This window comes from Rhizobium moroccans (assembly GCF_057559155.1).
Genome location: NZ_JBHFJG010000013.1, coordinates 74,315 through 100,587 on the forward strand (window position 1 = coordinate 74,315; position 26,273 = coordinate 100,587).

A 26,273-nucleotide genomic window follows, 5' to 3' on the forward strand; every position below is an offset into this window, starting at 1 on the left:
TGTGAATACGGACCACACGACGAAGGGCGTGCTCCTCGCCTTCGCCTCCTTTGCTGCGTTTGCCTTCAGCGATGCGGCCGTCAAGATGATCGAAGGCGCATTGCCGCCTTATGAAACGGCGTTCCTGGGAGCCATTTTCGGCCTTGCCGGCTTGCCGTTCCTGCTGAAAGCCGGCGACCGATGGACGGATATCTTCCGGACGACGAACCGGCCGCTCTGGCTTCTCCGATTCGTCGCCAACAGCCTCGGCGTGCTCGGCAGCGTCATCGCGTTTACGCATCTCTCGATGGCGGAAGCCTTCGCGCTGATCTTCCTGCTGCCCTCCTTCGTCACCATCATGTCGGTGATCTTCCTGAAGGAGAGTGTGGGAATCCGGCGGTGGAGCGCTGTCCTCATCGGCTTTGCGGGCGTACTGATCGTCCTTCGTCCAGGCTTTCGGGAGCTTTCAATCGGGCATCTCGGCGCGATCTTCGGCGGCCTTTCCGGTGCGATCTCGATCGTCATCTTCCGGGCGATCGGCCCTTCGGAGAAGAACATATCGCTCTATGGCGCGGGCGTGCTGGGCGTGCTCTTCATCTGCGGCCTGCTGATGATCCCCGATTTCAGGGTGCCGGTCGCAACCGAATGGGTGATGCTGGCAGGCTATGGCCTGCTTGCGGCGCTGGCGACCGTGCTCTTGATGTATGCCGCCAATCATGCGCCGGCGGCGGTGATCGGCCCCACCCAATACAGTCAGATGCTATGGGCCGTGCTCTTCGGCTATCTCATCTTCGGGGACACGATCGACCTGCCGATGCTGATCGGCATCGTGCTCATCATCGGGTCGGGGCTTCTGACGCTTGCCCGTGAAAAGGCGCGAAACGTTCCGCTGCCGCGGTCCGTCGCGACCGATCCGCAGGCATCGGTCGTCACCAAGCCGGAAATCGAAGCCGATCGCTGATCAGCTCTCTTTGGCGAGCTCGGCGAATTGGGTCATCACCTGGGCGGCGGCGGTGAGCCGCTTTTCCGGTGACGGCAGGTCGCGCGTCAGGAACACGCTCTGATCCGGCCGGATCTTCGCGAGCGTGCCCTGCCTGGCGATATAGCCGACGAGCGCTGCCGGATTGGGGAACTGCTTGTCGCGGAAGGAAACGACGATCCCTTTCGGGCCGGCATCGAGCTTCTCGACATTCGCCTTGCGGCAGAGCGACTTGATGTAGACGACCTTCAGGAGGTTCTGCACCTCGACCGGCATGGGGCCGAACCGGTCCACCATCTCCGCGCCGAAGCCGTCTATCTCCGGAAGCTCCGTCACTTCGCCCAGACGGCGGTAGAGGCCCATGCGCAGATGCAGGTCCGGCACGTAAGTGTCCGGGATCATCACCGTGATGCCGACCGAAATTTGCGGCGACCAGCCGGTATCGACGATTTCATCCTCGCCCTTCACCTCGGCGACGGCCTCCTCCAGCATCTGCTGGTAGAGTTCGAAACCGACTTCCTTGATATGACCGGACTGCTCCTCGCCCAGCAGGTTGCCGGCCCCGCGGATATCGAGATCGTGGCTTGCGAGCTGGAATCCGGCGCCCAGGGTGTCGAGCGACTGCAGCACCTTGAGGCGGCGCTCGGCGGTCGTTGTCAGCGGCTTGTTGACGGGCAGCGTGAAGAGAGCGAAGGCGCGCACCTTGGAACGGCCGACGCGGCCGCGAAGCTGATAGAGCTGCGCCAGACCGAACATGTCTGCGCGATGGACGATCAGCGTGTTGGCCGTCGGCACGTCGAGCCCGGATTCGACGATCGTCGTCGAAAGCAGAACATCGTATTTGCCGTCATAGAAGGCGTTCATGATGTCTTCCAGCTCGCCCGCCGGCATCTGGCCATGGGCGATGGCGACTTTCAGCTCCGGCACGTCCGATTGCAGGAAGGCTTGTATTTCCGGAAGATCGGCAAGACGCGGGCAGACATAGAAACTCTGGCCGCCGCGATAATGCTCGCGCATCAGCGTCTCGCGGATCACCAGCGGATCGAACGGCGAGATGAAGGTGCGCACTGCCATGCGGTCGACCGGCGGCGTGGTGATCAGCGACAGCTCGCGCACGCCCGTCATGGCAAGCTGCAGGGTGCGCGGGATCGGGGTCGCCGAAAGCGTCAGAACGTGAACGTCGCTCTTCAGCTCCTTCAGCCGCTCCTTGTGCTTGACACCGAAATGCTGTTCCTCATCGATGATGAGAAGGCTCAGGTTCGCGAACTTGATGCCTGATCCGAGCAGCGCATGGGTGCCGACAACAATGTCCACCTTGCCCTCGGCAAGGTCCTTCTTCGTCTGGGCAAGCTCCTTTGCGGGAACGAGGCGCGAGGCTTGGGCGATGGTAATCGGCAGGCCGCGGAAACGATCCCTGAACGTCTTGTAATGCTGACGGGCAAGCAGCGTCGTCGGCACGACCACCGCGACTTGCGCTCCGTTCATCGCCGCGAAGAAGGCAGCGCGCAGCGCCACTTCCGTCTTGCCGAAGCCGACGTCGCCGCAGACGAGGCGATCCATCGGACGACCGGCGCCGAGATCCTCACGGACCGAATCGATGGCGTTCGCCTGGTCGTCCGTTTCGTCATAGGGGAAGCGCGCGGCGAATTCGTCATAGAGCCCTTCGGGCGTCGTCAGAACCGGCGCGCGGCGGGTAATGCGCGCTGCCGCGATGCGGATGAGGGCATCCGCCATGTCGAGCAGACGCTTCTTGAGCTTGGCCTTGCGCGCCTGCCAGGCGCCGCCTCCGAGCCTGTCGAGCTGCGCTTCGGCCGCATCCGAACCGTAACGTGAGAGCAGGTCGATGTTTTCGACGGGCAGGAAAAGCTTTGCCTGATCGGCATAATGAAGTTCGAGGCAGGCGCGGGGGGCGCCGGCGGCCTCGATGGTGACGAGGCCGACGAAGCGGCCGATGCCATGCTCGGCATGGACCACGAGCGAGCCTTCATCGAGACCCGCCACCTCGGTCAGGAAATCAGCGCCACGCTTGCGGCGCTTGCCGCGGCGGACCATACGGTCGCCGAGAATGTCCTGTTCGCCGATGATAGCGATCCGGTCGGTCTCGAAACCCGCCTCGAGACTCAGGATGGCGGAAGCCGCCTCCCCTTTATCCAACTTGTCGAGATCGGCGAGTTTTTCGATCGGCCTGACACGCTGAAGCCCACGCTCCTCCAGCACCTGCATCAACCGGTCGAGTGAGCCTGCCGACCAGCCGGTAATCAGCACCTTGACGCCTTCGGCGCGCTTATCGGCGATGTGCTTGACCACCAGGTCGAAGACATTGATGCGTTCGCCGCGATCCTTGTCCTCGGCCTGCGCCTTTGCCCAGCGCGGACCCGCATGGGCATCGAGCGTCACCACCGGGCGACCCTCGGCATCGATCTCGTTGAACGGGGTCAGCCGCAGCGCGTCGCACGCGTCGAGCGCGGCGGAAAAAGCCTTGCCGTCGAGATAGAGCTGTCCGGGTGATACCGGCTTGTAGGGCGTGGCCTGTGCGGCCGCTCCCTTGCCCTGCGTGCCGCTGTCGCGCCGGGCGTCGTAATAATCGAGCACCAGCTTGGAGCGCTCGTTCGCCGCCTCGCGCGCCGTGTGATCCGTGACGATGCGGAAGCCCTTGAGGTAGTCGAAAGCGGTTTCCAGCCGCTCATAGAAAAGCGGCAGCCAATGTTCCATGCCGGCATAGCGCCGGCCTTCCGAGACGGCCTGATACAGCGCATCGTCGCGGGTCGCCGCGCCGAAGAGCGACAGATAGTTCTTGCGGAAACGGCTGATCGTATCGGGCGTCAGCGTCACCTCGCTCATGGGATTGAGGTCGAGGGAGCGGGCCTGTCCGGTCGTGCGCTGGCTTGCCGGGTCGAAGGAACGGATCGATTCCAGCGTGTCGCCGAAGAAATCGAGGCGCACCGGTTCTTCCGTGCCGGGCACGAAGACATCGAGGATGCCGCCGCGCACCGCGAATTCACCGACTTCCCGCACAGTGGAGACGCGCTCGAAGCCGTTACGCTCCAGGCGTGCGGCGAGGTCGTCCATGCGGATCTGGTTACCGGGCTTCGCCGAGAAGGCGAGGCTTTCGATCACCTCGGAAGGCGCGATCTTCTGCAGCATGGCATTGACCGTGACGAGCACGATTGCCGGATGCGGCTTTCTGGCGTGCGCGATAAGGCCGGAAAGCGCTGAAAGTCTCCGGGCGGAGACATCCGCGCTCGGCGAGACCCGGTCATAGGGAAGACAGTCCCAGGCCGGCAGCGTCAGGACCGGGATATCCGGCGCCACGAAGGACAGCATCTGTTCGAGATCGGGCATGCTCTGCCCGTCTGACATCACATAGGCGACGGACTGGCCGGCGCGCGCGAGTTCCGCCAGCAGGAGCGGCTCCATGCCGGGCGGCACATTGCCGACCGTCAGCGAGCTTCCGACCGTCGCTATCCGTGCTGCATCGAAACCTGGGATCATCGGGATGGAATTCATGGGGTCTGCTTGAGCCTCGCTTCCAACGAGGCCCTGGTCACCGGATCGAAATCCGGCTTGTAGGCGGCGACACGCTCGTAAAGCGGCGTCTGCAGGTGGTTCGGCAAAGGCCTGGCGCCGGTGATCCAGGCATGCAGATCGTGATCGTCCTCGCTCATGATCGCCTCGAATTCATCGAGCTCCGCATCCGAGAGGGTGCCGATCTCGGCCTCGGCGAAACTGCCGAAGACGAGGTCCATTTCCCGGATGCCGCGATGCCAGCAACGATAGAGGATGCGCCGGCGGCGAGGATCGAGATCGGCGCTCGTGCGCGCAAGTCCAGTCATGTCCGTATCCTTTGTTGCGGTTCATATAGGATGCTTTTCCGCCCCCGTCACCTTGCCAAATCGCCAAAATCCATCGCATTTTGCTGCCATGCGCCCCGCAGTCCTTGACCCACTATTCTCTTCCGTCGCGTCGCTTGCGGGCGTCGGTCCCAAGCTTGCCGAATTGATCGCGCGTGTTACCGGCCGCGAAGACGCGGACGACTGCCGGGTCATCGACCTGCTTTTCCACGCCCCCTATTCCCTCATCGACCGGCGCAATCGCCCCGGCATCGCGCTGGCACCCCAGGGGGCCATCGTCACGATCGAGGGCCGTGTCGACCGGCATCAGCCGCCGCCGCGCGGCAAGCCGAACGTCCCCTATCGCGTCTTCCTGCATGACGAGACCGGCGAGTTGGCGTTGACGTTCTTCCGGGCCAAGGGCGATTGGCTGCAGAAATCGCTGCCGCTCGATGAAACGGTGATGGTCAGCGGCAAGGTCGACTGGTTCAACGGCCGGCCTTCCATGGTCCATCCGGACTTCATCGTGAAAGCGTCCGAGGCGGAAAGCCTGCCGCTGATCGAGCCTGTCTATCCGCTGACCGCCGGCCTTTCGCCGAAAGTGCTGCGAAAGGCGATCGACGGCGCAATCGCGCGACTTCCGGCCTTGCCGGAGTGGATCGACGAAGCCCTTTTCCAGCGCCAGGGATTCCTGTCCGCCGGCGACAGCTTTCGCCGATTGCATGATCCGCGCGACGAGGCGGATATCGACCCGCAGTCCCCTGCCCGGCGCAGGCTCGCCTATGACGAGTTTCTAGCCGGCCAGGTATCGCTCTCCCTCGTGCGCCAGCGGCTGCGCCGGGTTCCCGGAGAGCCGATCAGGGTCAAGGGCGATCTTGCCGCGAAGATCATCGCTGATCTGCCCTTTTCGCTGACGCCAAGTCAGAAGAGCGCCGTCGAAGACATATTGAAGGACATGGCGGGCGACACCCGCATGCTGCGCCTGCTGCAGGGCGATGTCGGCGCGGGAAAAACACTGGTCGCGCTGCTTTCCATGGCGGCAGCGGTCGAGGCCGGCGGACAGGCCGTGTTGATGGCGCCGACTGAAATCCTGGCCAGGCAACATTTCCAGACGATTTCCAAACTGGCCGGGGCGGCCGGCATCAATGTCGAAGTTCTGACCGGCCGTACCAAGGGCCGCGAGCGCGATGCGATTGCGGAAAGGATCGCCTCCGGCGAGGCGCAGATCGTCATCGGTACTCACGCGCTTTTCCAGGATGCGATCAATTATCACAATCTTCTTCTGGCCGTGGTGGACGAACAGCATCGCTTCGGGGTGCATCAGCGTCTTCGGCTGACTGCGAAAGGCATTTCACCGCATATGCTGGTGATGACCGCAACCCCCATTCCCCGTACGCTGGTGCTTGCCGCCTTCGGCGACATGGATGTTTCGAAGCTCACCGAAAAACCGGCCGGCCGCAAGCCGATCCAGACGGTGACGATACCGACCGAACGCATCGGCGAGATCGTTTCACGGCTGCGAGCCGCCATCGCCGAGGGAAAGAAGGCCTATTGGATATGCCCTCTCGTCGAGGAGTCGGACGTTTCCGAACTGATGTCAGTCGAAGAGCGGCATGCGGTTCTCGCCAAGGAGCTCGGCCGCGACGTCGGCCTCGTTCATGGGCGCATGTCCGGGCCCGAAAAGGACGCGGTGATGACCGCCTTCAAGAGCGGCGAAATCCGGCTGCTGGTGGCGACGACCGTGGTAGAAGTGGGCGTCGACGTGCCCGATGCGACAATCATGGTCATCGAACATGCCGAGCGGTTCGGGCTTGCCCAGCTTCACCAGCTTCGCGGCCGTGTCGGGCGCGGAGACGAGGCCTCGACCTGTATCCTGCTCTACAAGGGGCCGCTCAGCGAAACCGGAAAGGCTCGTCTTTCCATCCTGCGCGATAGCGAGGACGGCTTCCTGATCGCCGAGGAGGACTTGCGTCTTCGCGGCGAAGGCGAACTCCTCGGCACCCGCCAGTCCGGCACGCCGGGCTTCAGGATCGCCAGTCTGGAAGCACATGCAGACCTGCTCGAGATCGCCCGCAAGGATGCCGCCTATCTTCTGGAGCGCGATCCGGAACTCACGAGCGACCGCGGCCAGAACATGCGCGTGCTCCTCTACCTTCATCGACGCGACGAGGCGATCCGGTTCCTGCGGGCGGGATGAATGTAGCTCCCCGACGATCAGGAGCCGGAAGGTTCCGGCGGGCTTGGAATTACCGCGGTGGGCGCGGCCTTCCTAGGCTTGTATTCCGGAGCGATCAGGCCGCCTGAGATCAGGAGCTTCGCCCCTTCCTCCGGCGTCATGTCGAGCATGATGATCTTGCTTTTCGGCACAAACATCAGGAAGCCGGCAGTCGGAACCGGCGTCGGTGCCAGGAACACGGCCATCATTTCCTCGCCTTGCGCGTTGAGACGCGCGGCTACCTCACCCTGCGCGTTGCCGGCTATGAAAACCAGCGCCCAGGTGCCGGGGCTCGGAAATTCGATCAGACCGACCTTCTTGAAAGAGGTCGACTGCTCCTTCAGCACGGTCTCGAAGATCTGCTTCAAGCTCTTGTAGATCGTCCGGACGAGCGGCATCCGGTGCAGCAGGGATTCGCCGAAATTGACGATCGAGCGGCCGATCAGGTTCTTGCCGAGAAAACCGATGATGGTGATGAACACCACCGCGATCAGCAGGCCCGTGCCGGGAATAGTGATGTTGAAATAATATTGGGGGTCGTAGCGCTGCGGAATATAGGGCGTGACCCAGCTGTCGGCCCAGTCGATCAGCGCGAAAGTCAGCCATACAGTGATGGCAAGCGGCGCGCAGATGATGAGACCTGCCAGGAAATTATTCCGGATGCGCCCGGCCAGCGAAATTCTTTCCGGACTGTCGTTCATCCGCGTTCCGTCATGTCATGCTGTGTCGCCGTAAAAGGCCTTGTGATAGGTGACAATGCCGGATGCCATCGACCCATGCAAGGCCAGCGCCATGAAATAGTCAGGCGGGAAATCGGGCAGCACAAGCTCGTCGTTCCGGTTGAAACCGAAGCGGCCGTAATAGGCCGGATCGCCGGCCACCACGCAACCCTTAGCACCGATTGCGCGAAGCTCATCCAGGCCTTTCCGGATCAATGCGCTGCCGATCCCCTCGCCTTGCCGTTGCGGGTGAACGGAAACCGGACCCAGGCCATACCAGTCCGCCGCGCCATCGGATATCTGCACACGGGAAAAAGCGGCATGACCGAGGATTTTCCCCTCTTCCTCCGCTACCACGGAGAAAGCCAGGGCACCGGCTTTGCGCAACCGATCGACGATCAACGGCTCGCTGCCGTCGCTGTGCGGATGGCCGGCGAAAGCCAGTTCCGTCACCGAATGAATCGCGGCCTCGTCGCCCGGATTTTCCGGCCGGATGATCATTCCACCGTCACCGATTTGGCGAGGTTGCGCGGCTGGTCGACATCGGTCCCCATGAAGACGGCCGTGTGATAGGCAAGCAACTGGATGGGCAGCGAGAAGATCATCGGAGCGATGATCTCGTCGACGTTCGGCAGCGTGATGGTCGCCATGGTCGGCAGCTTGGAGGCGGCTGCGCCCTTCTCGTCGGTAATGAAGATGATCCTGCCGCCGCGCGCGGCCACTTCCTGCATGTTCGAGACTGTCTTTTCGAAGAAGCGGTCATGCGGGGCGATGACGATGACCGGCATGTTCTCGTCGATGAGCGCGATCGGCCCGTGCTTCAGCTCGCCCGCGGCATAGCCTTCGGCATGAATATAGGAGATTTCCTTGAGCTTCAGAGCACCCTCGAGCGCCAGCGGATAGCTGGTGCCGCGGCCGAGATAGAGCACATCCTTGAAGCGGGAGAGATCGCGCGAGAGAGATTCTATCTGAGGCTGAACCTCGTTCAGTACCCGGCTCATGATGCGTGGCATCTCGGCGAGATGGCGAACCATTGCCGTTTCCTGCTCTGCCGATACGGTTCCGCGCGCACGGCCGGCGCCGATCGCGAGTGCGGCCAGAACGGCGAGCTGGCAGGTGAAGGCCTTGGTGGAAGCGACGCCGATTTCCGGTCCGGCCAGGATCGGGAAGATCGCATCGGATTCGCGGGCGATCGTGGATTCCCTGACATTCACGATCGCGCCGATCTTCAGCCCTTCCTGCTTGCAGTAGCGCAATGAGGCAAGCGTGTCGGCGGTCTCGCCGGACTGCGAGATGAAGAGCGCTGCCTGGGAGGGTGAAAGCGGCAATTCGCGATAGCGGAATTCCGAGGCGACATCGATCTCGACCGGCAGACGCGCATAGCGCTCGAACCAGTATTTGCCGATGAGGCCGGAAAGATAGGCCGTGCCGCAGGCGGAGATCGCAAGGCCGGAGACCTTGCCGAAATCGATCTCGGTCTCGTTCCTCTTCACCGTGTTTGCGGCAAAATCGATATAGTGGCTCAATGCGTGCGAGATGATCTCCGGCTGCTCATAGATTTCCTTCTCCATGAAGTGCCGGTGGTTGCCCTTGTCCACCATGAAGGCAGATGCCTGAGAAATCTGGCTGCGCCGCTGCACTGGTCTGCCGGAGTAATCGACGATCTCGACGCCTTTTGCTGTCATGATGGCGCAGTCGCCGTCGACCAGGTAAGTGATCTCGTTGGTGAAGGGAGAGAGCGCGATCGCATCCGAGCCCAGGAACATCTCGCCCTGGCCATGTCCGATTGCGAGCGGCGGCCCGAAACGGGCGGCCATGATCGTACCCGGATCATCCTCGAACATCACCACCAGCGCATAGGCGCCGGCGACGCGATTCAGCATGGCAAGCATCGCAGCGCGGCGGTCCAGGCCCTGACGCAGGTATTTGGCCAGGAGATGAGCGACCACTTCCGTATCGGTCTGGCTCTCGAAAACCGCGCCTTCGGAAAGAAGTTCATCCTTCAGTTCGGAGAAGTTCTCGATGATGCCGTTGTGGACGACGGCGACACCCCCCACGAAATGCGGATGGGCATTGGTCTCGTTCGGCACGCCATGGGTGGCCCAGCGGGTATGGGCAATGCCGATCACGCCCGGCAGCGGCTCGGCATCAAGCCTTTTCTCCAGATTGAAGAGCTTTCCTTCGGCGCGGCGCCGGTCCATCCTGCCGCCGTGGATCGTCGCGACGCCGGCGGAATCATAACCGCGATATTCGAGCCGCCGCAGCGCATCGACGAGCCGCCCCGCCACCGCTTCCCTTCCGACGATCCCGACAATCCCGCACATGAACAATCTCTCCGTTTGGTTGAACCGGGCGAATTCCTAGCGGATTGCCCGCTTTGCGCAATCTGCCTGCCGGTCACTTTCGATATCTGAAAGTAACGCGAACGCTTTAACGCCACCTTTCAGTCTAAGCCTCACCGCCCGGTGACATCACACCAGGGAACCACCGGCGCTTCCATGCGGTTAGTATCAACGTAACGCAACCGGTCGAGGGCCATGACCAACCAGGACAACGACCCCATCGTTCAGCCGAGCGATCCGCCGGCCGAAAAAGCTGTGAAAAGACAGGCAGGCCGCGGTCTGGTGCTGTTCATCATCGGTGTCGGCGTCGCGGCGTTCGTGCTTTATCTGACGATCATCCTCTACGCCGCAATTACGGGTTAGCCTTTCGCCTTCTTCGCGGCCTTGAAGGCAAGCGCCCGCTCGCGAATGACCTTCGCACGCTCCGGCTTCACCTCCTGCCTTGCTCGACCTAGTGCCAGGGCGTCGGCGGGGACATCGGCGGTGATGACGCTGCCGGAGGCTACATAGGCTCCGTCACCGATGGAGATCGGCGCGACGAGGGCGGAATTCGAGCCGATGAAGGCATTCGCGCCAATGCGGGTCACATGCTTGTTCACACCATCGTAGTTGCAGGTGATGGTACCGGCACCGATGTTCGAGTGCGCGCCCACAAAGGCGTCGCCGATATAGGTCAGGTGGTTGACCTTGGCGCCTTCGCCGATCTCGGCCTTCTTCACCTCGCAGAAATTGCCGACCTTGGAGCCGGCGGCAAGATGCGCACCGGGACGCAGCCGCGCGAACGGCCCGACAGTAGCGCCGGCGCTCACATGCGCGCCTTCCAGATGCGAGAAGGCATGAACGACAGCGCCACCCTCGACCGTGACGCCCGGCCCGAAGACCACATTCGGCTCGATCACCGCGTCCTGGCCGATCTCCGTGTCATAGGCAAGGAAAACGGTTTCCGGTGCGATCATCGTCACGCCCGAGAGCATCAGTTCATAACGGCGGCGCTCCTGCCAGAGCTTTTCGATCTGGGCGAGTTCGGCGCGGTTGTTGCAGCCGGTCAGTTCGGCCTCCGGCGCATCCACCGCGACGACCCTGCCGCCGGCCGCGCGGGCGATCTCGACGAGATCGGTCAGATAATATTCGCCCTTGGCGTTGTCGTTGCCGATCTTTTCCAGAAGCGCGAGCGCCTTGCGGCCATTAATCGCCATCAGCCCACTATTGCACCAGGTGACCTTGCGCTCTTCCTCGGTCGCGTCCTTCTCCTCGCGGATCGCAACGAGTTCGCCATTTTCGACCAGCAGGCGGCCATAGCCGGTCGGCTTGTCGGTATGAAAGCCGATCACCACCACGTCCGCCCCCTCGGCGAGCTTCTGCCGTGCCGCCAGAAAGGGTCCCGACGTAATCAGAGGCACGTCGCCATAGGCGACGAGGACGTCGTCATAGCCGCGAGCGATCGCATCCTTCGCCGCCAGTACCGCATGGCCCGTTCCGAGGCGTTCGGTCTGCAGGAAGGCCTCCACCGTGACGTCTTCGACGGCGCCGGCCTTCGCAACGGCATCCGCATCGCGCCCGACCACCAGCGCCGCATCCGTCATGCCCGCGGAGGCCACCGCCGCCATCACATGCGCGATCATCGGCCGGCTGGCAATCGGGTGCAGCACTTTCGACATGGAGGATTTCATGCGGGTGCTGTCGCCGGCGGCGAGGATCACGGCAAGGCAGGAGCGGCTCATCAGGAATCTCCGATTCAATCCATTTCGCGGGCTTTTAGCAGCAAGACGGTTGAAGGGCGATAAACAGCTTGTATCCCCAAGAAACAAAAAGGGCGCCCGAAGGCGCCCTTCACTCACCCCTCGAAGGAGGGGTGAGCCAAGTATTACTGCGGAAGCTTGTCGTCCACGCCTTCGACGTAGAAGTTCATGCCGAGCAGCACGCCGTCCTCCGGCTTCTCGCCGGCCGCGAGCCAGGGCGAACCGTCCTGCTTGTTGATCGGGCCGGTGAAGGGGTGCAGCTCGCCCGACTTGATCTTGGCTTCGGTCTCCTCCGCCATCGCCTTCACGTCATCCGGCATGTTGGTATAGGGCGCCATGGTGAGAATGCCGTCCTTGAGACCATCCCAGATCTGCTCGGATTTCCAGGTGCCGTCGAGGAGCGCGTTGGTGCGCTTGATGTAATAGGCGCCCCAGGTATCGACGATCGCGGTGAGCTGCGTCTTCGGGCCGGCGGCGATCATGTCGGATGCCTGACCGAAGGCGAGAATGCCACGCTCGGCCGCAACCTGCATCGGTGCCGTCGTGTCGGTGTGCTGGGTCAGGATATCGACGCCCTGGTCGATCAGAGCCTTGGCGGCATCGGCTTCCTTGCCGGGATCGAACCAGGTGTTGGCCCAGACGACCTTCAGCTTGAAATCGGGGTTGATGGACTTCGCGCCGAGTTCGAAGGCATTGATGCCCATCACCACTTCCGGGATCGGGAAGGATGCGATGTAGCCGGCAAGGCCCTTCTTCGACATCTTTGCGGCGATCTGGCCCTGGATATAGCGGCCTTCATAGAAGCGGGAATTATAGGTCGCGACATTCGGCGCGGCCTTGAAGCCGGTGGCGTGCTCGAACTTTATGTCCGGGAATTTTTCAGCGACCTTGATCGTCGCGTCCATGAAGCCGAACGAGGTCGTGAAGATCAGCGCGCAACCGGAACGGGCCATGCGCTCGATCGCGCGCTCCGCATCCGGGCCTTCCGGCACGCTTTCCAGGAACGGCGTCTCGATCTTCTCGCCGAGCGCCTTCTGAAGCTCCTGACGGCCGATGTCATGAGCCTGCGTCCAGCCGCCATCCGTCTTCGAACCGACGTAGATGAAGCAGACCTTGGTCTTGTCCTGGGCGGACGCGCCGGTCGCAAGCCCACCCAACAGGGCTGCCGAGGCGGCAAGGGCGATAATCAGTTTCTTCATTTCTAACCTCTATTGGCGTGAAGACGGGTTGTTTCTACCGCGGTTACCGGTCGGGAACGAATGGTTTCCCGAGCGAAGCCGGCGTATTGATGAGCGTCGTGCGGCGATTATGCGAGATGATGATCAGCACGACAATAGTAGCCGCATAAGGAAGTGCGGAGAGAAGCTGGGTGGGCACGCCGATGCCGAAAGCCTGTGCGTGCAACTGCCCGATCGTCACCGTGCCGAAGAGATAGCCGCCCGCCAGAACCCTCCACGGCCTCCAGGAGGCGAACACGACGAGCGCGAGCGCGATCCAGCCGCGGCCGGCGGACATGTTCTCCACCCATTGCGGCGTGTAGACGAGCGAAAGCTGCGCGCCCGCCAGGCCCGCACAGGCGCCCCCGAACATGACGGCCAGATAGCGCATGCGGATGACATGGATGCCGAGCGCATGGGCGGAACCGTGATTGTCGCCGATTGCGCGCAGCTTCAAGCCTGCGCGGCTGCGGAACAGGAACCAGTGGATACCGATGATCAGGGCAATCGAGAGATAGAAGATCAGATCCTGACTGAAGAGCACCTTTCCGAGGAACGGGATTTCCGAGAGGAGCGGAATTACGATCGGCTGCAGCTTGATGCCGGGCTGGCCGACGAAGCTCTCGCCGATCTGTCCGGAAAGCCCGAGCCCCAGGATGGTGAGCGCAAGACCCGTCGCGACCTGGTTGGCGACGAGCGTCAGCGTCAGAAAACCGAAAAGCAGGGAAAACAGCGCCCCGCCGGCAATGCCGGCGAGAATACCGATATAGGGCGAGCCGGTGTACCGGGTGGCGGCGAAGGCGAAAACGGCGCCCATGATCATCATCCCCTCGACGCCGAGGTTCAGGACGCCGGAACGCTCCGCCACCAGCTCGCCGAGCGCGGCGACGACCAGGGGGGTGGATGCGGTGATGACCGTCAGGAGGATCGCTTCGAACATGTCAGCCCCTCGCCTCCGCCGGCTTGGCTCCAGCGAATATCAGCCTGATGCGATAGTGGATGAGCGTATCGCAGGAGAGCACAAAGAAGAGCAGCAATCCCTGGAAGACGCGCGCCACCTTGTCGGAAATGCCGATGGATAGCTGCGCCGCCTCGCCTCCGAGATAGGTGAGCGCCAGCACCAGGCCGGCGGCGATGATGCCGAGCGGGTTCAGGCGGCCGAGAAAGGCGACGATGATGGCGGTGAAACCGTAGCCCGGCGAGATGATCGGCTGCAGATGGCCTATCGAACCGGAGACTTCCGAAATCCCGGCCAGGCCGGCGAGCGCGCCCGACAGCAGCATGGAAAACCAGACCATCCGCCTGGCCGAGAAGCCGGCGAAACGCCCTGCCCGCTCCGACTGGCCGAGCACCGAGACCTCGAAGCCCTTCAGCATGAAGCGCATCATGAACCAGACGGCAATCGCCGCGACGATCGCGAAAATAAATGCCCAATGCGCCCGGCCGGAGGCAAGGATTTCCGGAAGCACCGCCTCGGTGACGAAGGCCTTGGTCTGCGGGAAGTTGTAGCCTTGCGGATCGCGCCAAGGCCCGCGCGTCAGCCAATCCAGATAGAGCTGGGCGATATAGACGAGCATCAGGCTCGTCAGAATTTCATTTGTGTTGAAGCGCGTCTTGAGAAGGGCCGGAATGCCGGCGTAGAGAGCGCCGCCGATCATGCCCATGACGAGCATCAGCGGAAGGATCATCGGCGAATGCCATTCGGGGTTCATGACCGGCAGGATCGAGCCGGCAATGGCGCCCATGGTGAACTGGCCCTCGGCGCCGATATTCCAGTTGTTCGAGCGAAAGCAGACCGAAAGGCCGACCGCGATGAGGATCAGCGGTGCAGCCTTGATCGCGAGTTCATGCAGCGACCAGACTTCCAGCAGCGACTCTACGAAGAAGCTGTAGAGCGCATCGATCGGGTCCTTGCCGAGCAGGCTGAACATGATCGCCCCGAACACCAGCGTCAACGCAAGCGCGAGCAGCGGCGAGAGGCTCGAAAACAGGCCGGAGATGCGGGGGCGTTTCTCGAGCTCAATGCGCATCGGCGGCCTCCGGCATCGAATGACTTTCATGAATGCCGCCCATCATGAGGCCGATGCGCTCCAGCGTCAGTGCCCCGGCCGCATGAGGCTTGGACAGCCTGCCTTCGGAGATGACGGCGATACTGGTCGCCACCTCGAAAATCTCATCGAGATCCTGGCTGATGACGACGACGGCGGAACCCGCCTTGGCGAGATCGATCAGGGCCTGACGGATATGACTTGCGGCACCGGCATCCACGCCCCAGGTCGGCTGGTTGACCACCAGAACCGCAGGCTGACGGTCGAGCTCGCGTCCGACGATGAATTTCTGCAGATTGCCGCCGGAAAGCGAGCCGGCCTGCGGGTCCTCGCCGCTTTTGCGAACATCCATGGCCTGACAGATGCGCCGTGTGGCGGAGCGGACAGCATCGTGACGGATGACCGACATGCCGCCGCCCGTCAGGAAAGCCCGTTTGTCCGACTGGCTGCGGGCAAGCAGCAGATTGTCGGAAAGCGGCATCGCGGCGACCGCCGCATGGCCATGCCGTTCCTCCGGCACGAAGCCCGCGCCCAGCAATCTGCGACCGTTGATGCCGAGCCGTCCGACCGGCTTGCCCCGTAGCCGGATCGCATTGTCGTCCGCCACCGGATATTCGCCGGAAAGCGCATCGAAAAGCTCGCCCTGGCCGTTTCCGGCGACGCCCGCAATCGCCAGGATCTCGCCGGCGCGAACCTTCATGGAGATGTTCTTCAGCGATACGGCGAAAGGCGTCCGCGCAGCGACGGAAAGACTATCCATCTCGATCTGCACGTCGCCCAGCTTCGCCGTCTCGTCGCGATGCACCTCCGCCACGTCGGAGCCGACCATCATGCGGGCTAGCGAGGCCGGCGTCTCCTTCTTCGGATCGCAGGCTCCCCTTACCTTGCCGTGGCGCAGGACGGTGGCGCGGTCGCAGATGCGGCGCACCTCCTCCAGCCTGTGGCTGATATAGAGGACCGAGCGCCCCTCATCCTTGAGCTTGAACAGCGTTTCGAACAACCTGTCGGCTTCCTGCGGCGTCAGCACCGAAGTCGGCTCGTCCAAGATGATGAGGCTCGGATTCTGTAGAAGCGCCCGCACGATCTCGATGCGCTGGCGCTCTCCGACGGAAAGGTCGGCCACATGCGCCTTTGGATCGAGCGGCAGGCCGTAAGCCTTGGAAAGGGAGGCCGCCTCGTCGGAAATCCTCGAAAGCGATATCTTTGGATCGAGCGACAGCGCGATATTTTCGGCGACTGTCAGCGCCTCGAATAGTGAGAAATGTTGGAACACCATGCCGATGCCGCGGCGGCGCGCCTCGCCCGGGGAACGGATCGTGACGGGGGCGCCGTTCCAGAGCTGATCTGGCCGGCTGTCGGCTCGAGCACGCCGAACAGCATCTTCACGAGAGTGGATTTGCCGGCGCCGTTTTCCCCGAGCAGAGCGTGAATTTCACCGGCCGCAACATCCAGTTCTATCGCGTCGCAAGCGGCAAAATTGCCGAAAAGCTTGGTCAATCCCCGCACCGATAAGAGCGGAACTGCCGCCGGACCTTCGGATACAGTCACTGAACCCCCTCGTTCGCTTCGTTCCCGCCTTCTTCGAGGCTTTGGTCGATACGAAGCGCATTGTTTTGAACGCCGCCCGGCCCTTCAATCCGGACGTTTCATTGATAACGTTTTTGTTGCTACGCACAACTCTAAAGAAAGACTTCCCGGAGAAACGTTCGATTATCCACCGAGCTTGGGGAAGAGCTGCAGCACCGCGCCGATGCAGTAGAGGTAGATACCCGTCACGACGACGCCGAGAACCAGCCAGGACGGCGAGTCGAAGTGCAGAAGCAGCGAATAGCCGCCCATGGCGCACCACAGGAGAAAGATGCCGAGGTTCAATATTCTCAACCGCTTGACCCGAACCGGGTGCAGGAAATTGATCGGCAGGAAGGTGAGCACGACGGATATGGAAACCACGACCATTGCCGTGACCGCGCTCGCCTGGATCACGAAGAGGGTGAAGACAACCATGTTCCAGACGACCGGAAAGCCGGAAAAGAAGTATTCGTCCGTCTTCATGCCCGTGTCGGCGTAGTAGATCGCGCTCGACACCACGATCATCCCGGCCGCGACGAATGACCAGGGCTCGCCGATCATGCCGCTCTGATAGAGCGCGAAGGCCGGCAGCAGCACATAGGTGACGTAGTCGATGATGTTGTCGAGCGTATCGCCGGACCAGTTCGGCAGAACCTCCTTGACCCGCACCTTGCGGGCGATCGGTCCGTCGATCCCATCGACGAGCAGCGCCAGTCCCAGCCACCAGAACATGTCCACGAAACGCCGCTCGGCCGCAGCAACCACGCCGAGGAAAGCGAGGAACGACCCCGACGCGGTCAGCAGATGGACGCTGAAGGCCCGAATTTCGGCATAGGGCACATTCCGGTAATTGAAGATTCGTCTGATCACGCGTCAGCCCCGCCTTTCCTCGATTGTTCGAGGTATGCGGCCAATCAGGGCGCTTTGCAACGGTCAGCACCCGCAACGTTCGGTTCCACCACAGCAAATTGGCGGTTTTTCCACGGCGTGCCGACTTGTCCCATGGATATGGCGGGCGTCAGGCTCTAGATAGCGGTCAAGCGAATCCCCATCGCGTAGGTCGCGCGAAGGGTCGAACGGGATGAAGGATATGCAGGATTTCGAGATCACGGTCGTGGGCGGAGGACTTGCCGGTTCGATAGCTGCGCTGGCGCTCGCCCGCGGCGGACGCAAGGTCGCCTTGATCGCGCCGGCTGCGGAAAAAGCCGACGAACGCACCACCGCGCTGATGGACCAGTCGATCCGTCTGCTCGAACGGCTCGGCCTCTGGGACAGAATAGCGCCGCTCGCCGCCCCCCTCTCCGTCATGCAGATCATCGACGCCACGAACCGTCTATTGCGCGCGCCGACGGCTCAGTTCCGCGCCGCCGACGTCGAGCTCTACGCCTTCGGCTACAACATCCCCAACCGTGTCCTCCTGGAGACGCTCCAGGCAGGGGTAGCCGCGGAGGCGAACATCACCCGCCTCGACGAAAGCGTCGTCGTGCTCGACCATTCCCCCGAGCGCGTGACGCTGACGCTTGCCGGCGGCGAGACGATTGCAGCCGCATTCGTGATCGGAGCGGATGGGCGCAATTCCAAAGTCAGGGAAAGCGCCGGGATTGGCGCACGCCGCTGGTCCTATCGCCAGTCCGCTGTCGTGCTGAACTTCTCCCACACGCTGCCGCACGGTAATGTCTCGACGGAATTTCACACCGAGACCGGTCCTTTCACGCAAGTGCCGCTTCCGGGCCTGCGCTCCAGTCTCGTCTGGGTCGTGAAGCCGGAGGAAGCCGAGCGGCTGATGGCTTTGCCGATCGAGGAGTTGTCCCGGGAGGTCGAGGCTCGCATGCAGTCGATGCTCGGCAAGGTTACCGTGGAACCCGGTGCCCAGACCTGGCCGCTATCGAGCCTGATGGCCGACCGTTTCGGCAAGGACCGCATCGCGCTGGTCGGCGAGGCCGCGCACGCCTTTCCGCCGATCGGTGCGCAGGGCCTCAATCTTTCGCTGCGCGACGTGATCACGCTTTCGGAACTGCTTACCGCCGCCGCGGATCGGCCGATCCCCGCCGATGCGGGCAACCGTTTCAACCGCCGCCGCCGGGCGGACATCATGAGCCGCACATTCGGCGTGGATCTCCTCAACCGGTCGCTGCTCAGCGATTTCTTGCCCACGCAGATGGTGCGCGCCGCCGGCCTTCACATCCTCAACAGCGCGCCGCCCTTCCGCAATCTCTTGATGCGCGAGGGGCTCGAACCCGGCGGGGGCTTTCGAGCCATCTTCGAAACTTTACGGAAAGAGGTCCGGCGGTAAGAAACCGCTGGTGATCAGATAAAGCAGGACGGGTAGCGTCAGGACCGAAAGCGCCGTCGTGATCAGCACGGTCGCCGAGGCCCGCTCCTGCCATACGCCATATTGCTGGCTGATGACGAAGACATTGGTGGCCGTGGGCAGACCCGCGAGCAGCACGGCCGAATAGACCCATACAGGATCGAAATCTCCTGCCGCCGACAGGACCACATAGACGGTGGCAGGCAGGAGAACGAGTTTCACTAGCGAAAGATAACCGATCTCCACCGGCACCCGCTTCAAGGGCCGAAGAGCCAGCGTGACGCCCATGGCAAAGAGCGCGCATGGCGCGGCGGCCTGAGCGAGATAATCCACCAGCCGCTGGAATGCGAGCGGCGGCTCGAGGCCGGAAGCCGCCACGAGAAAACCCAGCGCCGTGGAAAGAATGAACGGGTGAAGCGCCACTTTCCGCACCACCTCGAAGCCCACCTGCGCGGGTGGACGCTTGTCGCCGCCGGCAACCGCCATCATCGCCGGGGCGACGATGAAGTGCATGGCGTTCTCGAAGCAGACGATCAGCGCGACCGGAACGGCCGCCCCCTCTCCGAAGGCGAGCAGCGCCAGCCCCGGGCCCATATAGCCGATATTGCCATAGGCGCCGGCAAAGGCCTGGATGGTGGAATCACCGAAGGAATTGCGCCGCAACCAGGCAATCAGGAATAGGGCGGCATAGACGAGATAGGTCGCCGCGATATCCGTGGCGATGAAATCGATCCGCGCCAGGTCCTCGATCGGGGTTCGCGAGACAAGCTTGAAGAACAGCGCCGGCAGGGCCGCATAGATGATGAACGTGTTCATCCAGCCGAGCGCCTCGGCAGGCTGCCTGGTGATCCTGGCTGCGAGATAGCCGATGAGGATCAGCCCGAAGAAGGGCAGCAGGAGGGCTATGATAGCGGCCATCGGTTCCTTCCGTGAGGATCACGGGGTGTGTTCGGAAGAACTTCCGTTAGCCGATTTGCATCAGGATTGGAAAGGTCTGCTGGAACCAGATCGCGACGGAACTGACGAAACCGAAGATGAAAGCGAGACCGGTCAATATCAGGAAGACACCCATGATCTTTTCCACCGTTCCGAGATGGTGGCGGAAACGGGTGAGGAAACGCATGAACGCACCGGAAAAACCCGCGGCGATCCAGAACGGTACCGCGAGGCCGAGGGAATAGATGGCGAGCAGCGTCGCCCCCTCGCCCACCGTGTCGCGGGAGGCCGCCACGCCGAGGATCGCTCCGAGCACCGGGCCGATGCAGGGCGTCCAGCCGAAAGCGAAGGCAAGCCCCATGAGATAGGCGCCGGACAGGCTCGCCGGCCTGCCCGAACCCTGGAACCGCGCCTCGCGGGCCAGAAGACCGATTCGGAAGACCCCGAGGAAATTGAGGCCCATGATGATGATGATGACGCCGCCGATCTTCGACAAGAGATCGAGATGCTGGCGCAGGAGCACACCGATGGAAGACGCGCCGGCCCCGAGCGCGACGAAGACGGTGGCAAATCCGAGCGTGAAGAAAAGCGCCGAAGTCAGCACCGCGCGGCGTGTGGTGGCAGCAGCGACCTGCGTTTGACCGCCACGGAACTGATCGACCGAGATGCCCGCCATATAGCAGAGATAAGGCGGCACGAGCGGCAGAACGCAGGGAGAAAGGAAGGACAGTGCGCCTGCCAGAAGCGCACTCAGCAGGGATATTTCGGCAATCGACACGTCTTGCTCCGAACGGCGAACCTTCAAGGCTCCGATGCCCGCCCTCCTAAACAACGTAAGCGGCGAATGCCAATCACCTTTTCGCGCGAGCGGGCAAAAGCGGCAAGAAGCCGCATTTTTGCTGTTTTTCCGGGTTGACCGCAAAGGGCCGTCTGCATATGTTCCGCGCACTTTCGGGGACGCGCCAAGGCGCACCCAGCGTGAGAGCGTAGCTCAGTTGGTAGAGCAACTGACTTTTAATCAGTAGGTCCAGGGTTCGAATCCCTGCGCTCTCACCATTTTTCCGAACTTTATTTCCGCGCCGAAACGGTTGTGCAACTGCAACGTCCTTATCCACCAGGCGTCGACGGATTGATGGGAGGCGTCGATGGTCCGGCCGGAGCCGGCTCGTTCGGGTCCGGAGGCGATGTCGTGGTCGATTGACGGGTCGAATCGCGTCCCTCGTCGCCGACTTGCGCCCATATCACCACCCCCGCGAGCGCAATCAGGATGACGGCTATCCAGGCGCCCCACCTGGAGCGGCGGCGGAGCTCCGGTCCCGCATCGCTATCGTATCTGGTCCGATCCGGATCGTGGCTCACATTCATCTCCTATCTGGCACCTCCTATCTCAGGCACCTCCCATCTGGGGCGAACCGTTCAAGGGATCGCATGTTCCGAGGGAACCTCGAAGCGCCGGCGCGGTTCTTCGGTCATGGACGAGCGAGAAAAGCAATTGAAGGACACCGATCGGACGGCCGGCTTCAACATGATGAAGTTCGTCGCGATCATTTTCGTGATCGCACTGGCGATCGCCGCGATCTGGTTTTTCGTTCTGACGCCGGCCGATCCCAATGCCGTATCGGGCTGACAAGGTTAGAGACATGTTTGAAGGAAACATTCCGCTCATAGCCATGGCGGGAGTTGTCGTTTTGCTTTGCGGGGCCATCGGCTATTGGACCCTGCGTTCAAGGGACAAATGACACCCAATCTCTGGAACAGGAACCCCGGAGCACTCCGCCGCGTTTTGGATCGCAAGGGAGTATTCGTCATGGGCACGAAGAACGGATTTCTCACCCTGGCTATCGCCTTCGCCGCAGGTTTCGTCATTGCGCTCGCCTTGTTGCGGGCTCCGGGACCCGTCACGACCGAGAAGACGGATCGGCTTGCAGGCTCCTCCGTCGAAACGGCGTTCCTGCCGGAGCGATTCGGCGTACCGCCGCGCAATCCGTGAAGACCGAGCGAGCGTTACACCTGAACAAGGTAGGTTGAGGACGCATATATTTTGGTGAAATGGCACGTCAAACGGCAAAGAGATGCCAGGAGAAGCTCGAATGGATGGGCTAGGAGCCCATTCGAGAGTTTCGACGCCGCAGGTCGAAGCCGTTTGCGTGTCCGAAGGATGTGGGCGCTCCGGCGATCTACTTCGTTGAAAAGCCTCGCCGATGCCAAACATCGGCTGCGTTTTTCGCCTCGTATCTCATCCGGATCGCCTCACACCATTTCGTCAAAATATATGGGCCCTCAACCTAAGCTCCGGAACGCCAAGCGCCCGCAGAGCCTCGAGCAGCCTGGCGGCGACTTCTTCGTTTCCTTCCTGCACGGCAAGTTCGTAGGCCGCCATGCAGCGCCATGCCAGTTCGCGCGGAACCGACGGCGCTACCGGCAAGGGGCATAATACGCCGGCGTAATGAGCGGGCTCCCCCATCTGGTTGCGAAAGCAACGCCCGAAGGCCAGGACGTTCATCACCGAACCGTCACGATGCACCGTCCGAAACTCCTCGCGATAAGGTTCGCCGGTTATCACCGCCTCGCGAATCGCATGCGCCACCCGCTTGCGATCATCCTCGTGCATTCGATCCATGAACATCCCGAGCGGCAGGCCATGCGCGGCTTCCCGCTCGTCCAGGTCGAAGTAGCGGGCGACCGCGCTATCGCAATAGACCGCATCGATGGACAGATCCCAGGTAAAGATACCGGGCTCTTCATAGGCGTGCCCGTTCACAGGACCGTCTCGGTCGTTTCCGGCTTCAGATGCCATCCTCTTCTCCGACTCGGGCTTCAACGGGCGGAAGTCTAAGTCAGTAGATTACAGTCTCAAGTGGTGCTCAATCAGCAAATAGAAGGGTGGAGATACGGAAGATGACGTAGGTTCCGCCCCCCTCGTCTGCGCTTCTCCATCGCAACGAAGGCTACGCACCGGGTCGCCGCATTACCGATTATTCACTAGGTTCCCGCCGTTCCTCATGGCATTGAAAACCGCATGCAGCCGCCGGTAGAAGATCGAATCCTATGCCTTCCCTTGGCTTCGGTGCGCCTGCGCTTATTTAGATCGGGTCTCAACGAGGGTCATAGACGTGAACGTGCAGAAGAATATCGATGCGGCCGGCAAAGCGGACAAGAGCGCGGACCTTGCCGCGGTTCTTGCGGCTTCTGGCAATCGCCGCTCGCGTTCGCGTCTCGGTCTCTGGCTCATTCTTCTGGCGCTCGTCGCGGGCGGCGGCGCGGCGGCCTATTTCTTCTTCGGCGGCAGCGGGCCGCGCTATGACTACACCACCCAGCCGGTGAACCGCGGCGACCTCTCCGTCATCGTGACGGCTACCGGATCGGTGCAGCCGACGGACCAGATCGATATTTCCAGCGAACTTTCCGGCACCGTGCGCAAGGTCAACGTCAGCTATAACAGCGACGTAAAGGCTGGCGACGTGCTGGCCGAGCTCGACACCAACAAGCAGGAGGCCGACGTCCAGAGCGCGCGGGCCCAGCTCGCCTCCGCAAAGGCGAACGTGCTGAAGGCCGAAGCCGAGGCCGCATCGGCAAAGACCACGTTCGACCGCCTTTCGGGCCTCGTCAGCAACCGGGTTTCCACCCAGCAGGAATTGGATGCCGCGCGTTTCGCTCATGACGCGGCGCTCGCGACGAAGGCGGTCAACGAGGCGTCGGTTCTCTCCGCCGAAGCGAACCTTCGCCTTGCGGAAGTGAACCTCTCCAAGCTCAAGATCATCTCGCCGATTGATGGAATCGTGTTGACCCGCGATGTCGAACCCGGCCAGACGGTCGCCTCCTCCCTCAACGCGCCCGTGCTTTTCACCATCGCGGGCGATCTGCGCCAGATGGAACTGCAGGTGGCGGTCGACGAGGCCGATGTCGGCCAGGTGCGGGAGGGCCAGAAGGCGACGTTTTCGGTCGATGCCTATCCCGAGCGCAGTTTCCCCGCCTCCATAGAGGCCGTGCGCTTCGCTTCGGAGACCGTTTCCAACGTGGTCACCTACAAGGGGATACTCACCGTCGACAATGCCGATCTCCTGCTGCGACCTGGAATGACGGCGACCGCCGATATCGTGGTCGAGGAGGTTTCGGACGCCTTGCTCATTCCGAATGCGGCGCTGCGCTTTTCCCCGCCCGCGGCGAACGCCCGCGGTCGCGGCAATTTCCTGACGCGGCTGTTTTCGCCGCCGCGCCGCGGCAGCCGGGGAGCCGGTGCGGAGGGAACAGCGGGCAACGGCCGCGCCGTATGGGTGCTGCGCAACGGCGCGCCGCAGCACGTGGCGGTCGAGGCCGGCGCGACGGACGGACAGTTCACGGTTTTGCGCTCGGGCGAATTGAAGGAGGGCGATCTCCTGATAACCGATGCGGCCATCCGCGCGAGCTAAAGGAAAGGCGATGACCGAAGCTCCCCTCATCGAATTCAGGCAGGTCTCGAAATTCTACGGCCATGGCGAGGCGACCATCCGCGCGCTCGACCGGATCGACCTGTCGATCGCCCGCGGGGAGTTCGTCGCCATCATGGGACCGTCGGGCTCGGGAAAGTCGACGGCGATGAACATCATCGGCGGGCTCGATATCCCCTCCTCCGGCGAATATCTCTTCCAGGGCATCCCGACGACCAGTTTCGACCGGTCGCAGCTGACGCTGCTTCGCCGGCACATGCTGGGCTTCGTCTTCCAGGGCTTCAACCTGCTCGCGCGCACCTCGGCCGTCGAAAACGTCGAATTGCCGCTCGTCTATCGCGGCATGGATGCGCGCGAACGGCGCGAGCGGGCGCTTGTCGCGCTTGCCCAGGTGGGCTTAAGAGGCCGTGAGGGCCACACGACGCAGGAACTTTCCGGCGGCCAGCAGCAGCGCGTCGCGATCGCCCGCGCCATCGTCACCGATCCGGCAGTCCTGCTGGCCGACGAGCCCACCGGCAATCTCGATACCAAAACCAGCACCGAGATCATGGAGCTCATCACCAGCCTCAACCGCGATCGCGGCATCACCGTCATCATGGTCACCCATGAGGAGGACATCGCCGCCTATGGCAAGCGGCTGCTGCGCTTCGTCGACGGGCATCTCTCGTCCGACCAGTTGCAGGCGAAGGAGGCCGACCATGTTCTTTGAGACGGCCAAGCTCGCCTGGCGTGCGATCAGCCGCAACATGCTGCGCTCCTTCCTGACCGTGCTCGGCGTCGTGATCGGCGTGGCCGCGGTCATTGCCATGGTGACCGTCGGCAACGGCACGACGGCCAAGGTGCAGCAGGAGCTTTCGCGCCTTGGCACGAACACGCTCTTCGTCCGTCCCGGCCAATGGGGACCGGGGCGCGCGAGCACGGAAGCCAAGCGTTTCACCGACAAGGACATAGTGGCGATCCGCAACCAGGTGAACGGATTGCGGGCCGTCGCGCCCGTCAATCGCGGAACGGCAACGGCGATCGCCGGCGGACGCAATCATTCCACGAGCGTGATCGGCACCAATAACGATTATCTGATTGCCCAGGACTGGGAGATCGGGCTCGGCCGCAATTTCCTCGCCGCAGAGGAGCGCGGTCAGGCCGCCTGCGTCATAGGCGAAACCGTACGGCGGGAGCTTTTCGGCACCGCCAACCCCGTCGGCCAGAACATCCGCGTCAGCAATATCGCCTGCCCGGTCATCGGCGTGCTCGCCGTCAAGGGCCAGTCCGGCATGGGCGACGACCAGGACGACACGATCATCATGCCGCTCAAGCTGCATCAGCGGCGGATCGGTGGCACGACGACGATTTCCAGCATCATCCTCTCCGCGCAGGACGGCGTCTCCACCGCCAAGGTCCAGTCGGATGTCGAGAGCCTGCTGCGGGAGCGGCGGCGCATCGCCATCGGCCGCGAGGACGATTTCTCGGTCAACGACATGACCCAGATGGCCGCTGCGATGACGGGTACCACGGTCCTGCTCACCGGTCTTCTCGGCGCTGTCGCGGCCGTCAGCCTGCTCGTCGGCGGCATCGGCATCATGAACATCATGCTGGTTTCGGTGACCGAACGAACCCGCGAGATCGGCATAAGACTGGCGATCGGCGCGCTGGAAAACCAGGTGCTGACCCAATTCCTCGTGGAGGCGGTCATGCTGTCGATCTTCGGCGGCGTGACCGGAATCATTGCCGGGCTGGCGCTCGCCTACGGCGTCGTCAGCTTCCTCGGCGTGCCTTTCGTGGCGAGCCCCACGATCATCCTGCTCGCCTTCGCCTTTTCCGCGGCGATCGGCATGATCTTCGGCTATTTCCCGGCACGCCGGGCGGCGCAGCTCAACCCGATCGAGGCGTTGCGTCACGAGTGATTGAATCAAAAGACGGCAGCTGTCCGTCATGCTCGTCCTCGGGTTTAAACCCGAGGACGAG

23 protein-coding genes, 1 tRNA gene and 1 pseudogene are annotated in these 26,273 nt (G+C 62.6%); 10 read left to right on the top strand and 15 right to left on the bottom strand.

Annotated features, from left to right (window positions below):
• The first annotated feature begins 1 nt into the window (after position 1).
• On the top strand, positions 2-940 hold the full coding sequence (locus ACE04I_RS10030) for a DMT family transporter (protein WP_046792300.1): 939 nt from the start codon (positions 2-4) through the stop codon (positions 938-940).
• On the opposite strand, the gene mfd is transcribed toward ACE04I_RS10030, so the two are convergent.
• Together mfd and ACE04I_RS10040 are read right to left on the bottom strand one after the other, a co-directional pair.
• Entirely contained in the window at positions 941-4,450 is a 3,510-nt protein-coding gene (mfd, locus tag ACE04I_RS10035; RefSeq protein WP_487207029.1) for a transcription-repair coupling factor, read from the bottom strand.
• A gap of 11 nt (positions 4,451-4,461) precedes the next feature.
• On the bottom strand, positions 4,462-4,791 hold the full coding sequence (locus ACE04I_RS10040) for an FAD assembly factor SdhE (protein ID WP_046792301.1): 330 nt from the start codon (positions 4,789-4,791) through the stop codon (positions 4,462-4,464).
• Between the two features lie 88 nt (positions 4,792-4,879).
• Between ACE04I_RS10040 and recG the strand changes: the two genes are divergently transcribed.
• Complete coding sequence (gene recG, locus ACE04I_RS10045; protein ID WP_046792977.1) at positions 4,880-6,985, top strand: ATP-dependent DNA helicase RecG; 2,106 nt, start codon at positions 4,880-4,882, stop codon at positions 6,983-6,985.
• A gap of 17 nt (positions 6,986-7,002) precedes the next feature.
• Here the strand turns inward: recG and ACE04I_RS10050 are convergent, their stop codons facing one another.
• From ACE04I_RS10050 to glmS, 3 genes are read right to left on the bottom strand one after another with little or no spacing between them, the layout of a single operon-like run.
• Positions 7,003-7,704, bottom strand: a complete 702-nt coding sequence (locus tag ACE04I_RS10050) for a DUF502 domain-containing protein (protein ID WP_046792302.1) — start codon at positions 7,702-7,704, stop codon at positions 7,003-7,005.
• 15 nt (positions 7,705-7,719) lie between these two features.
• Positions 7,720-8,223, bottom strand: coding sequence for a GNAT family N-acetyltransferase (locus ACE04I_RS10055; RefSeq protein WP_046792303.1), 504 nt, complete (start codon positions 8,221-8,223; stop codon positions 7,720-7,722).
• A complete protein-coding gene (gene glmS, locus ACE04I_RS10060) occupies positions 8,220-10,046 on the bottom strand; it encodes a glutamine--fructose-6-phosphate transaminase (isomerizing) (protein WP_046792304.1) in 1,827 nt (608 codons plus the stop codon). The genes ACE04I_RS10055 and glmS overlap by 4 nt, the downstream gene beginning before the upstream one ends.
• Positions 10,047-10,259: 213 nt before the next feature.
• On the opposite strand from glmS, the gene ACE04I_RS10065 reads away from it, so the two are divergent.
• Entirely contained in the window at positions 10,260-10,427 is a 168-nt protein-coding gene (locus tag ACE04I_RS10065) for a hypothetical protein (RefSeq protein WP_156176908.1), read from the top strand.
• On the opposite strand, the gene glmU is transcribed toward ACE04I_RS10065, so the two are convergent.
• From glmU to pcsA, 6 genes and pseudogenes are all read right to left on the bottom strand, one after another.
• Complete coding sequence (gene glmU, locus ACE04I_RS10070) at positions 10,424-11,785, bottom strand: bifunctional UDP-N-acetylglucosamine diphosphorylase/glucosamine-1-phosphate N-acetyltransferase GlmU (protein ID WP_046792305.1); 1,362 nt, start codon at positions 11,783-11,785, stop codon at positions 10,424-10,426. The two genes, ACE04I_RS10065 and glmU, sit on opposite strands and share 4 nt — an antisense overlap.
• Positions 11,786-11,928: 143 nt before the next feature.
• On the bottom strand, positions 11,929-13,002 hold the full coding sequence (locus tag ACE04I_RS10075) for a BMP family ABC transporter substrate-binding protein (RefSeq protein ID WP_046792306.1): 1,074 nt from the start codon (positions 13,000-13,002) through the stop codon (positions 11,929-11,931).
• A 43-nt stretch (positions 13,003-13,045) separates the two neighbouring features.
• Positions 13,046-13,960, bottom strand: a complete 915-nt coding sequence (locus ACE04I_RS10080; RefSeq protein ID WP_046792307.1) for an ABC transporter permease — start codon at positions 13,958-13,960, stop codon at positions 13,046-13,048.
• Between the two features lies 1 nt (position 13,961).
• Entirely contained in the window at positions 13,962-15,050 is a 1,089-nt protein-coding gene (locus ACE04I_RS10085; protein WP_487207009.1) for an ABC transporter permease, read from the bottom strand.
• Positions 15,040-16,616, bottom strand: a pseudogene (locus ACE04I_RS10090) (ABC transporter ATP-binding protein). Before ACE04I_RS10090 ends, ACE04I_RS10085 begins: the two are co-directional and overlap by 11 nt.
• A 162-nt stretch (positions 16,617-16,778) precedes the next feature.
• A complete protein-coding gene (gene pcsA, locus ACE04I_RS10095) occupies positions 16,779-17,507 on the bottom strand; it encodes a phosphatidylcholine synthase (RefSeq protein WP_170986293.1) in 729 nt (242 codons plus the stop codon).
• Between the two features lie 220 nt (positions 17,508-17,727).
• On the opposite strand from pcsA, the gene ACE04I_RS10100 reads away from it, so the two are divergent.
• Positions 17,728-18,930, top strand: a complete 1,203-nt coding sequence (locus tag ACE04I_RS10100) for a UbiH/UbiF family hydroxylase (RefSeq protein WP_487207030.1) — start codon at positions 17,728-17,730, stop codon at positions 18,928-18,930.
• Here the strand turns inward: ACE04I_RS10100 and ACE04I_RS10105 are convergent.
• The gene (locus ACE04I_RS10105) at positions 18,907-19,866 is read right to left on the bottom strand and encodes an AEC family transporter (protein ID WP_487207010.1); all 960 of its coding nucleotides are present in this window, start codon (positions 19,864-19,866) and stop codon (positions 18,907-18,909) included. The genes ACE04I_RS10100 and ACE04I_RS10105 overlap by 24 nt on opposite strands.
• A gap of 46 nt (positions 19,867-19,912) precedes the next feature.
• Complete coding sequence (locus ACE04I_RS10110; protein WP_046792980.1) at positions 19,913-20,662, bottom strand: cytochrome c biogenesis CcdA family protein; 750 nt, start codon at positions 20,660-20,662, stop codon at positions 19,913-19,915.
• Positions 20,663-20,864: 202 nt separating this feature from the next.
• On the opposite strand from ACE04I_RS10110, the gene ACE04I_RS10115 reads away from it, so the two are divergent.
• Positions 20,865-20,940: transfer RNA gene (locus ACE04I_RS10115), tRNA-Lys, on the top strand.
• A gap of 51 nt (positions 20,941-20,991) precedes the next feature.
• On the opposite strand, the gene ACE04I_RS10120 is transcribed toward ACE04I_RS10115, so the two are convergent.
• Positions 20,992-21,243 carry a hypothetical protein gene (locus ACE04I_RS10120; RefSeq protein ID WP_137326616.1) on the bottom strand — a complete coding sequence of 84 codons (252 nt, stop codon included), beginning with the start codon at positions 21,241-21,243 and terminating at the stop codon, positions 20,992-20,994.
• Positions 21,244-21,355: 112 nt separating this feature from the next.
• Between ACE04I_RS10120 and ACE04I_RS10125 the strand changes: the two genes are divergently transcribed.
• Positions 21,356-21,511, top strand: a complete 156-nt coding sequence (locus ACE04I_RS10125) for a hypothetical protein (RefSeq protein WP_156176910.1) — start codon at positions 21,356-21,358, stop codon at positions 21,509-21,511.
• A 180-nt stretch (positions 21,512-21,691) separates the two neighbouring features.
• The gene (locus ACE04I_RS10130) at positions 21,692-21,874 is read left to right on the top strand and encodes a hypothetical protein (RefSeq protein ID WP_046792311.1); all 183 of its coding nucleotides are present in this window, start codon (positions 21,692-21,694) and stop codon (positions 21,872-21,874) included.
• A 273-nt stretch (positions 21,875-22,147) separates the two neighbouring features.
• Here ACE04I_RS10130 and ACE04I_RS10135 read toward each other — a convergent pair whose 3' ends face one another.
• The gene (locus tag ACE04I_RS10135) at positions 22,148-22,681 is read right to left on the bottom strand and encodes a PAS domain-containing protein (RefSeq protein ID WP_052760317.1); all 534 of its coding nucleotides are present in this window, start codon (positions 22,679-22,681) and stop codon (positions 22,148-22,150) included.
• Between the two features lie 316 nt (positions 22,682-22,997).
• On the opposite strand from ACE04I_RS10135, the gene ACE04I_RS10140 reads away from it, so the two are divergent.
• Genes ACE04I_RS10140 through ACE04I_RS10150 form a run of 3 tightly spaced genes read left to right on the top strand, consistent with a single transcriptional unit; the run spans position 22,998 to position 26,212 of the window.
• Entirely contained in the window at positions 22,998-24,293 is a 1,296-nt protein-coding gene (locus ACE04I_RS10140; protein WP_487207011.1) for an efflux RND transporter periplasmic adaptor subunit, read from the top strand.
• Positions 24,294-24,303: 10 nt separating this feature from the next.
• Complete coding sequence (locus ACE04I_RS10145) at positions 24,304-25,020, top strand: ABC transporter ATP-binding protein (RefSeq protein WP_046792312.1); 717 nt, start codon at positions 24,304-24,306, stop codon at positions 25,018-25,020.
• Positions 25,010-26,212 (top strand): ABC transporter permease, encoded by a 1,203-nt coding sequence (locus tag ACE04I_RS10150; RefSeq protein ID WP_046792313.1) that lies wholly within the window; start codon positions 25,010-25,012, stop codon positions 26,210-26,212. Before ACE04I_RS10145 ends, ACE04I_RS10150 begins: the two co-directional genes overlap by 11 nt.
• Positions 26,213-26,273: the final 61 nt, after the last annotated feature.

Bases quoted from the DNA above. Each gene is read 5' to 3' on its own strand.
- mfd (WP_487207029.1), bottom strand. From the start codon at position 4,450: ATGATCCCAGGTTTCGATGCAGCACGGATAGCGACGGTCGGAAGCTCG.
- ACE04I_RS10040 (WP_046792301.1), bottom strand. From the start codon at position 4,791: ATGACTGGACTTGCGCGCACGAGCGCCGATCTCGATCCTCGCCGCCGG.
- recG (WP_046792977.1), top strand. From the start codon at position 4,880: ATGCGCCCCGCAGTCCTTGACCCACTATTCTCTTCCGTCGCGTCGCTT.
- ACE04I_RS10050 (WP_046792302.1), bottom strand. From the start codon at position 7,704: ATGAACGACAGTCCGGAAAGAATTTCGCTGGCCGGGCGCATCCGGAAT.
- ACE04I_RS10055 (WP_046792303.1), bottom strand. From the start codon at position 8,223: ATGATCATCCGGCCGGAAAATCCGGGCGACGAGGCCGCGATTCATTCG.
- glmS (WP_046792304.1), bottom strand. From the start codon at position 10,046: ATGTGCGGGATTGTCGGGATCGTCGGAAGGGAAGCGGTGGCGGGGCGG.
- ACE04I_RS10065 (WP_156176908.1), top strand. From the start codon at position 10,260: ATGACCAACCAGGACAACGACCCCATCGTTCAGCCGAGCGATCCGCCG.
- glmU (WP_046792305.1), bottom strand. From the start codon at position 11,785: ATGAGCCGCTCCTGCCTTGCCGTGATCCTCGCCGCCGGCGACAGCACC.
- ACE04I_RS10075 (WP_046792306.1), bottom strand. From the start codon at position 13,002: ATGAAGAAACTGATTATCGCCCTTGCCGCCTCGGCAGCCCTGTTGGGT.
- ACE04I_RS10080 (WP_046792307.1), bottom strand. From the start codon at position 13,960: ATGTTCGAAGCGATCCTCCTGACGGTCATCACCGCATCCACCCCCCTG.
- ACE04I_RS10085 (WP_487207009.1), bottom strand. From the start codon at position 15,050: ATGCGCATTGAGCTCGAGAAACGCCCCCGCATCTCCGGCCTGTTTTCG.
- ACE04I_RS10100 (WP_487207030.1), top strand. From the start codon at position 17,728: ATGCAGGATTTCGAGATCACGGTCGTGGGCGGAGGACTTGCCGGTTCG.
- ACE04I_RS10105 (WP_487207010.1), bottom strand. From the start codon at position 19,866: ATGGCCGCTATCATAGCCCTCCTGCTGCCCTTCTTCGGGCTGATCCTC.
- ACE04I_RS10125 (WP_156176910.1), top strand. From the start codon at position 21,356: ATGGACGAGCGAGAAAAGCAATTGAAGGACACCGATCGGACGGCCGGC.
- ACE04I_RS10130 (WP_046792311.1), top strand. From the start codon at position 21,692: ATGGGCACGAAGAACGGATTTCTCACCCTGGCTATCGCCTTCGCCGCA.
- ACE04I_RS10135 (WP_052760317.1), bottom strand. From the start codon at position 22,681: ATGGCATCTGAAGCCGGAAACGACCGAGACGGTCCTGTGAACGGGCAC.
- ACE04I_RS10145 (WP_046792312.1), top strand. From the start codon at position 24,304: ATGACCGAAGCTCCCCTCATCGAATTCAGGCAGGTCTCGAAATTCTAC.
- ACE04I_RS10150 (WP_046792313.1), top strand. From the start codon at position 25,010: ATGTTCTTTGAGACGGCCAAGCTCGCCTGGCGTGCGATCAGCCGCAAC.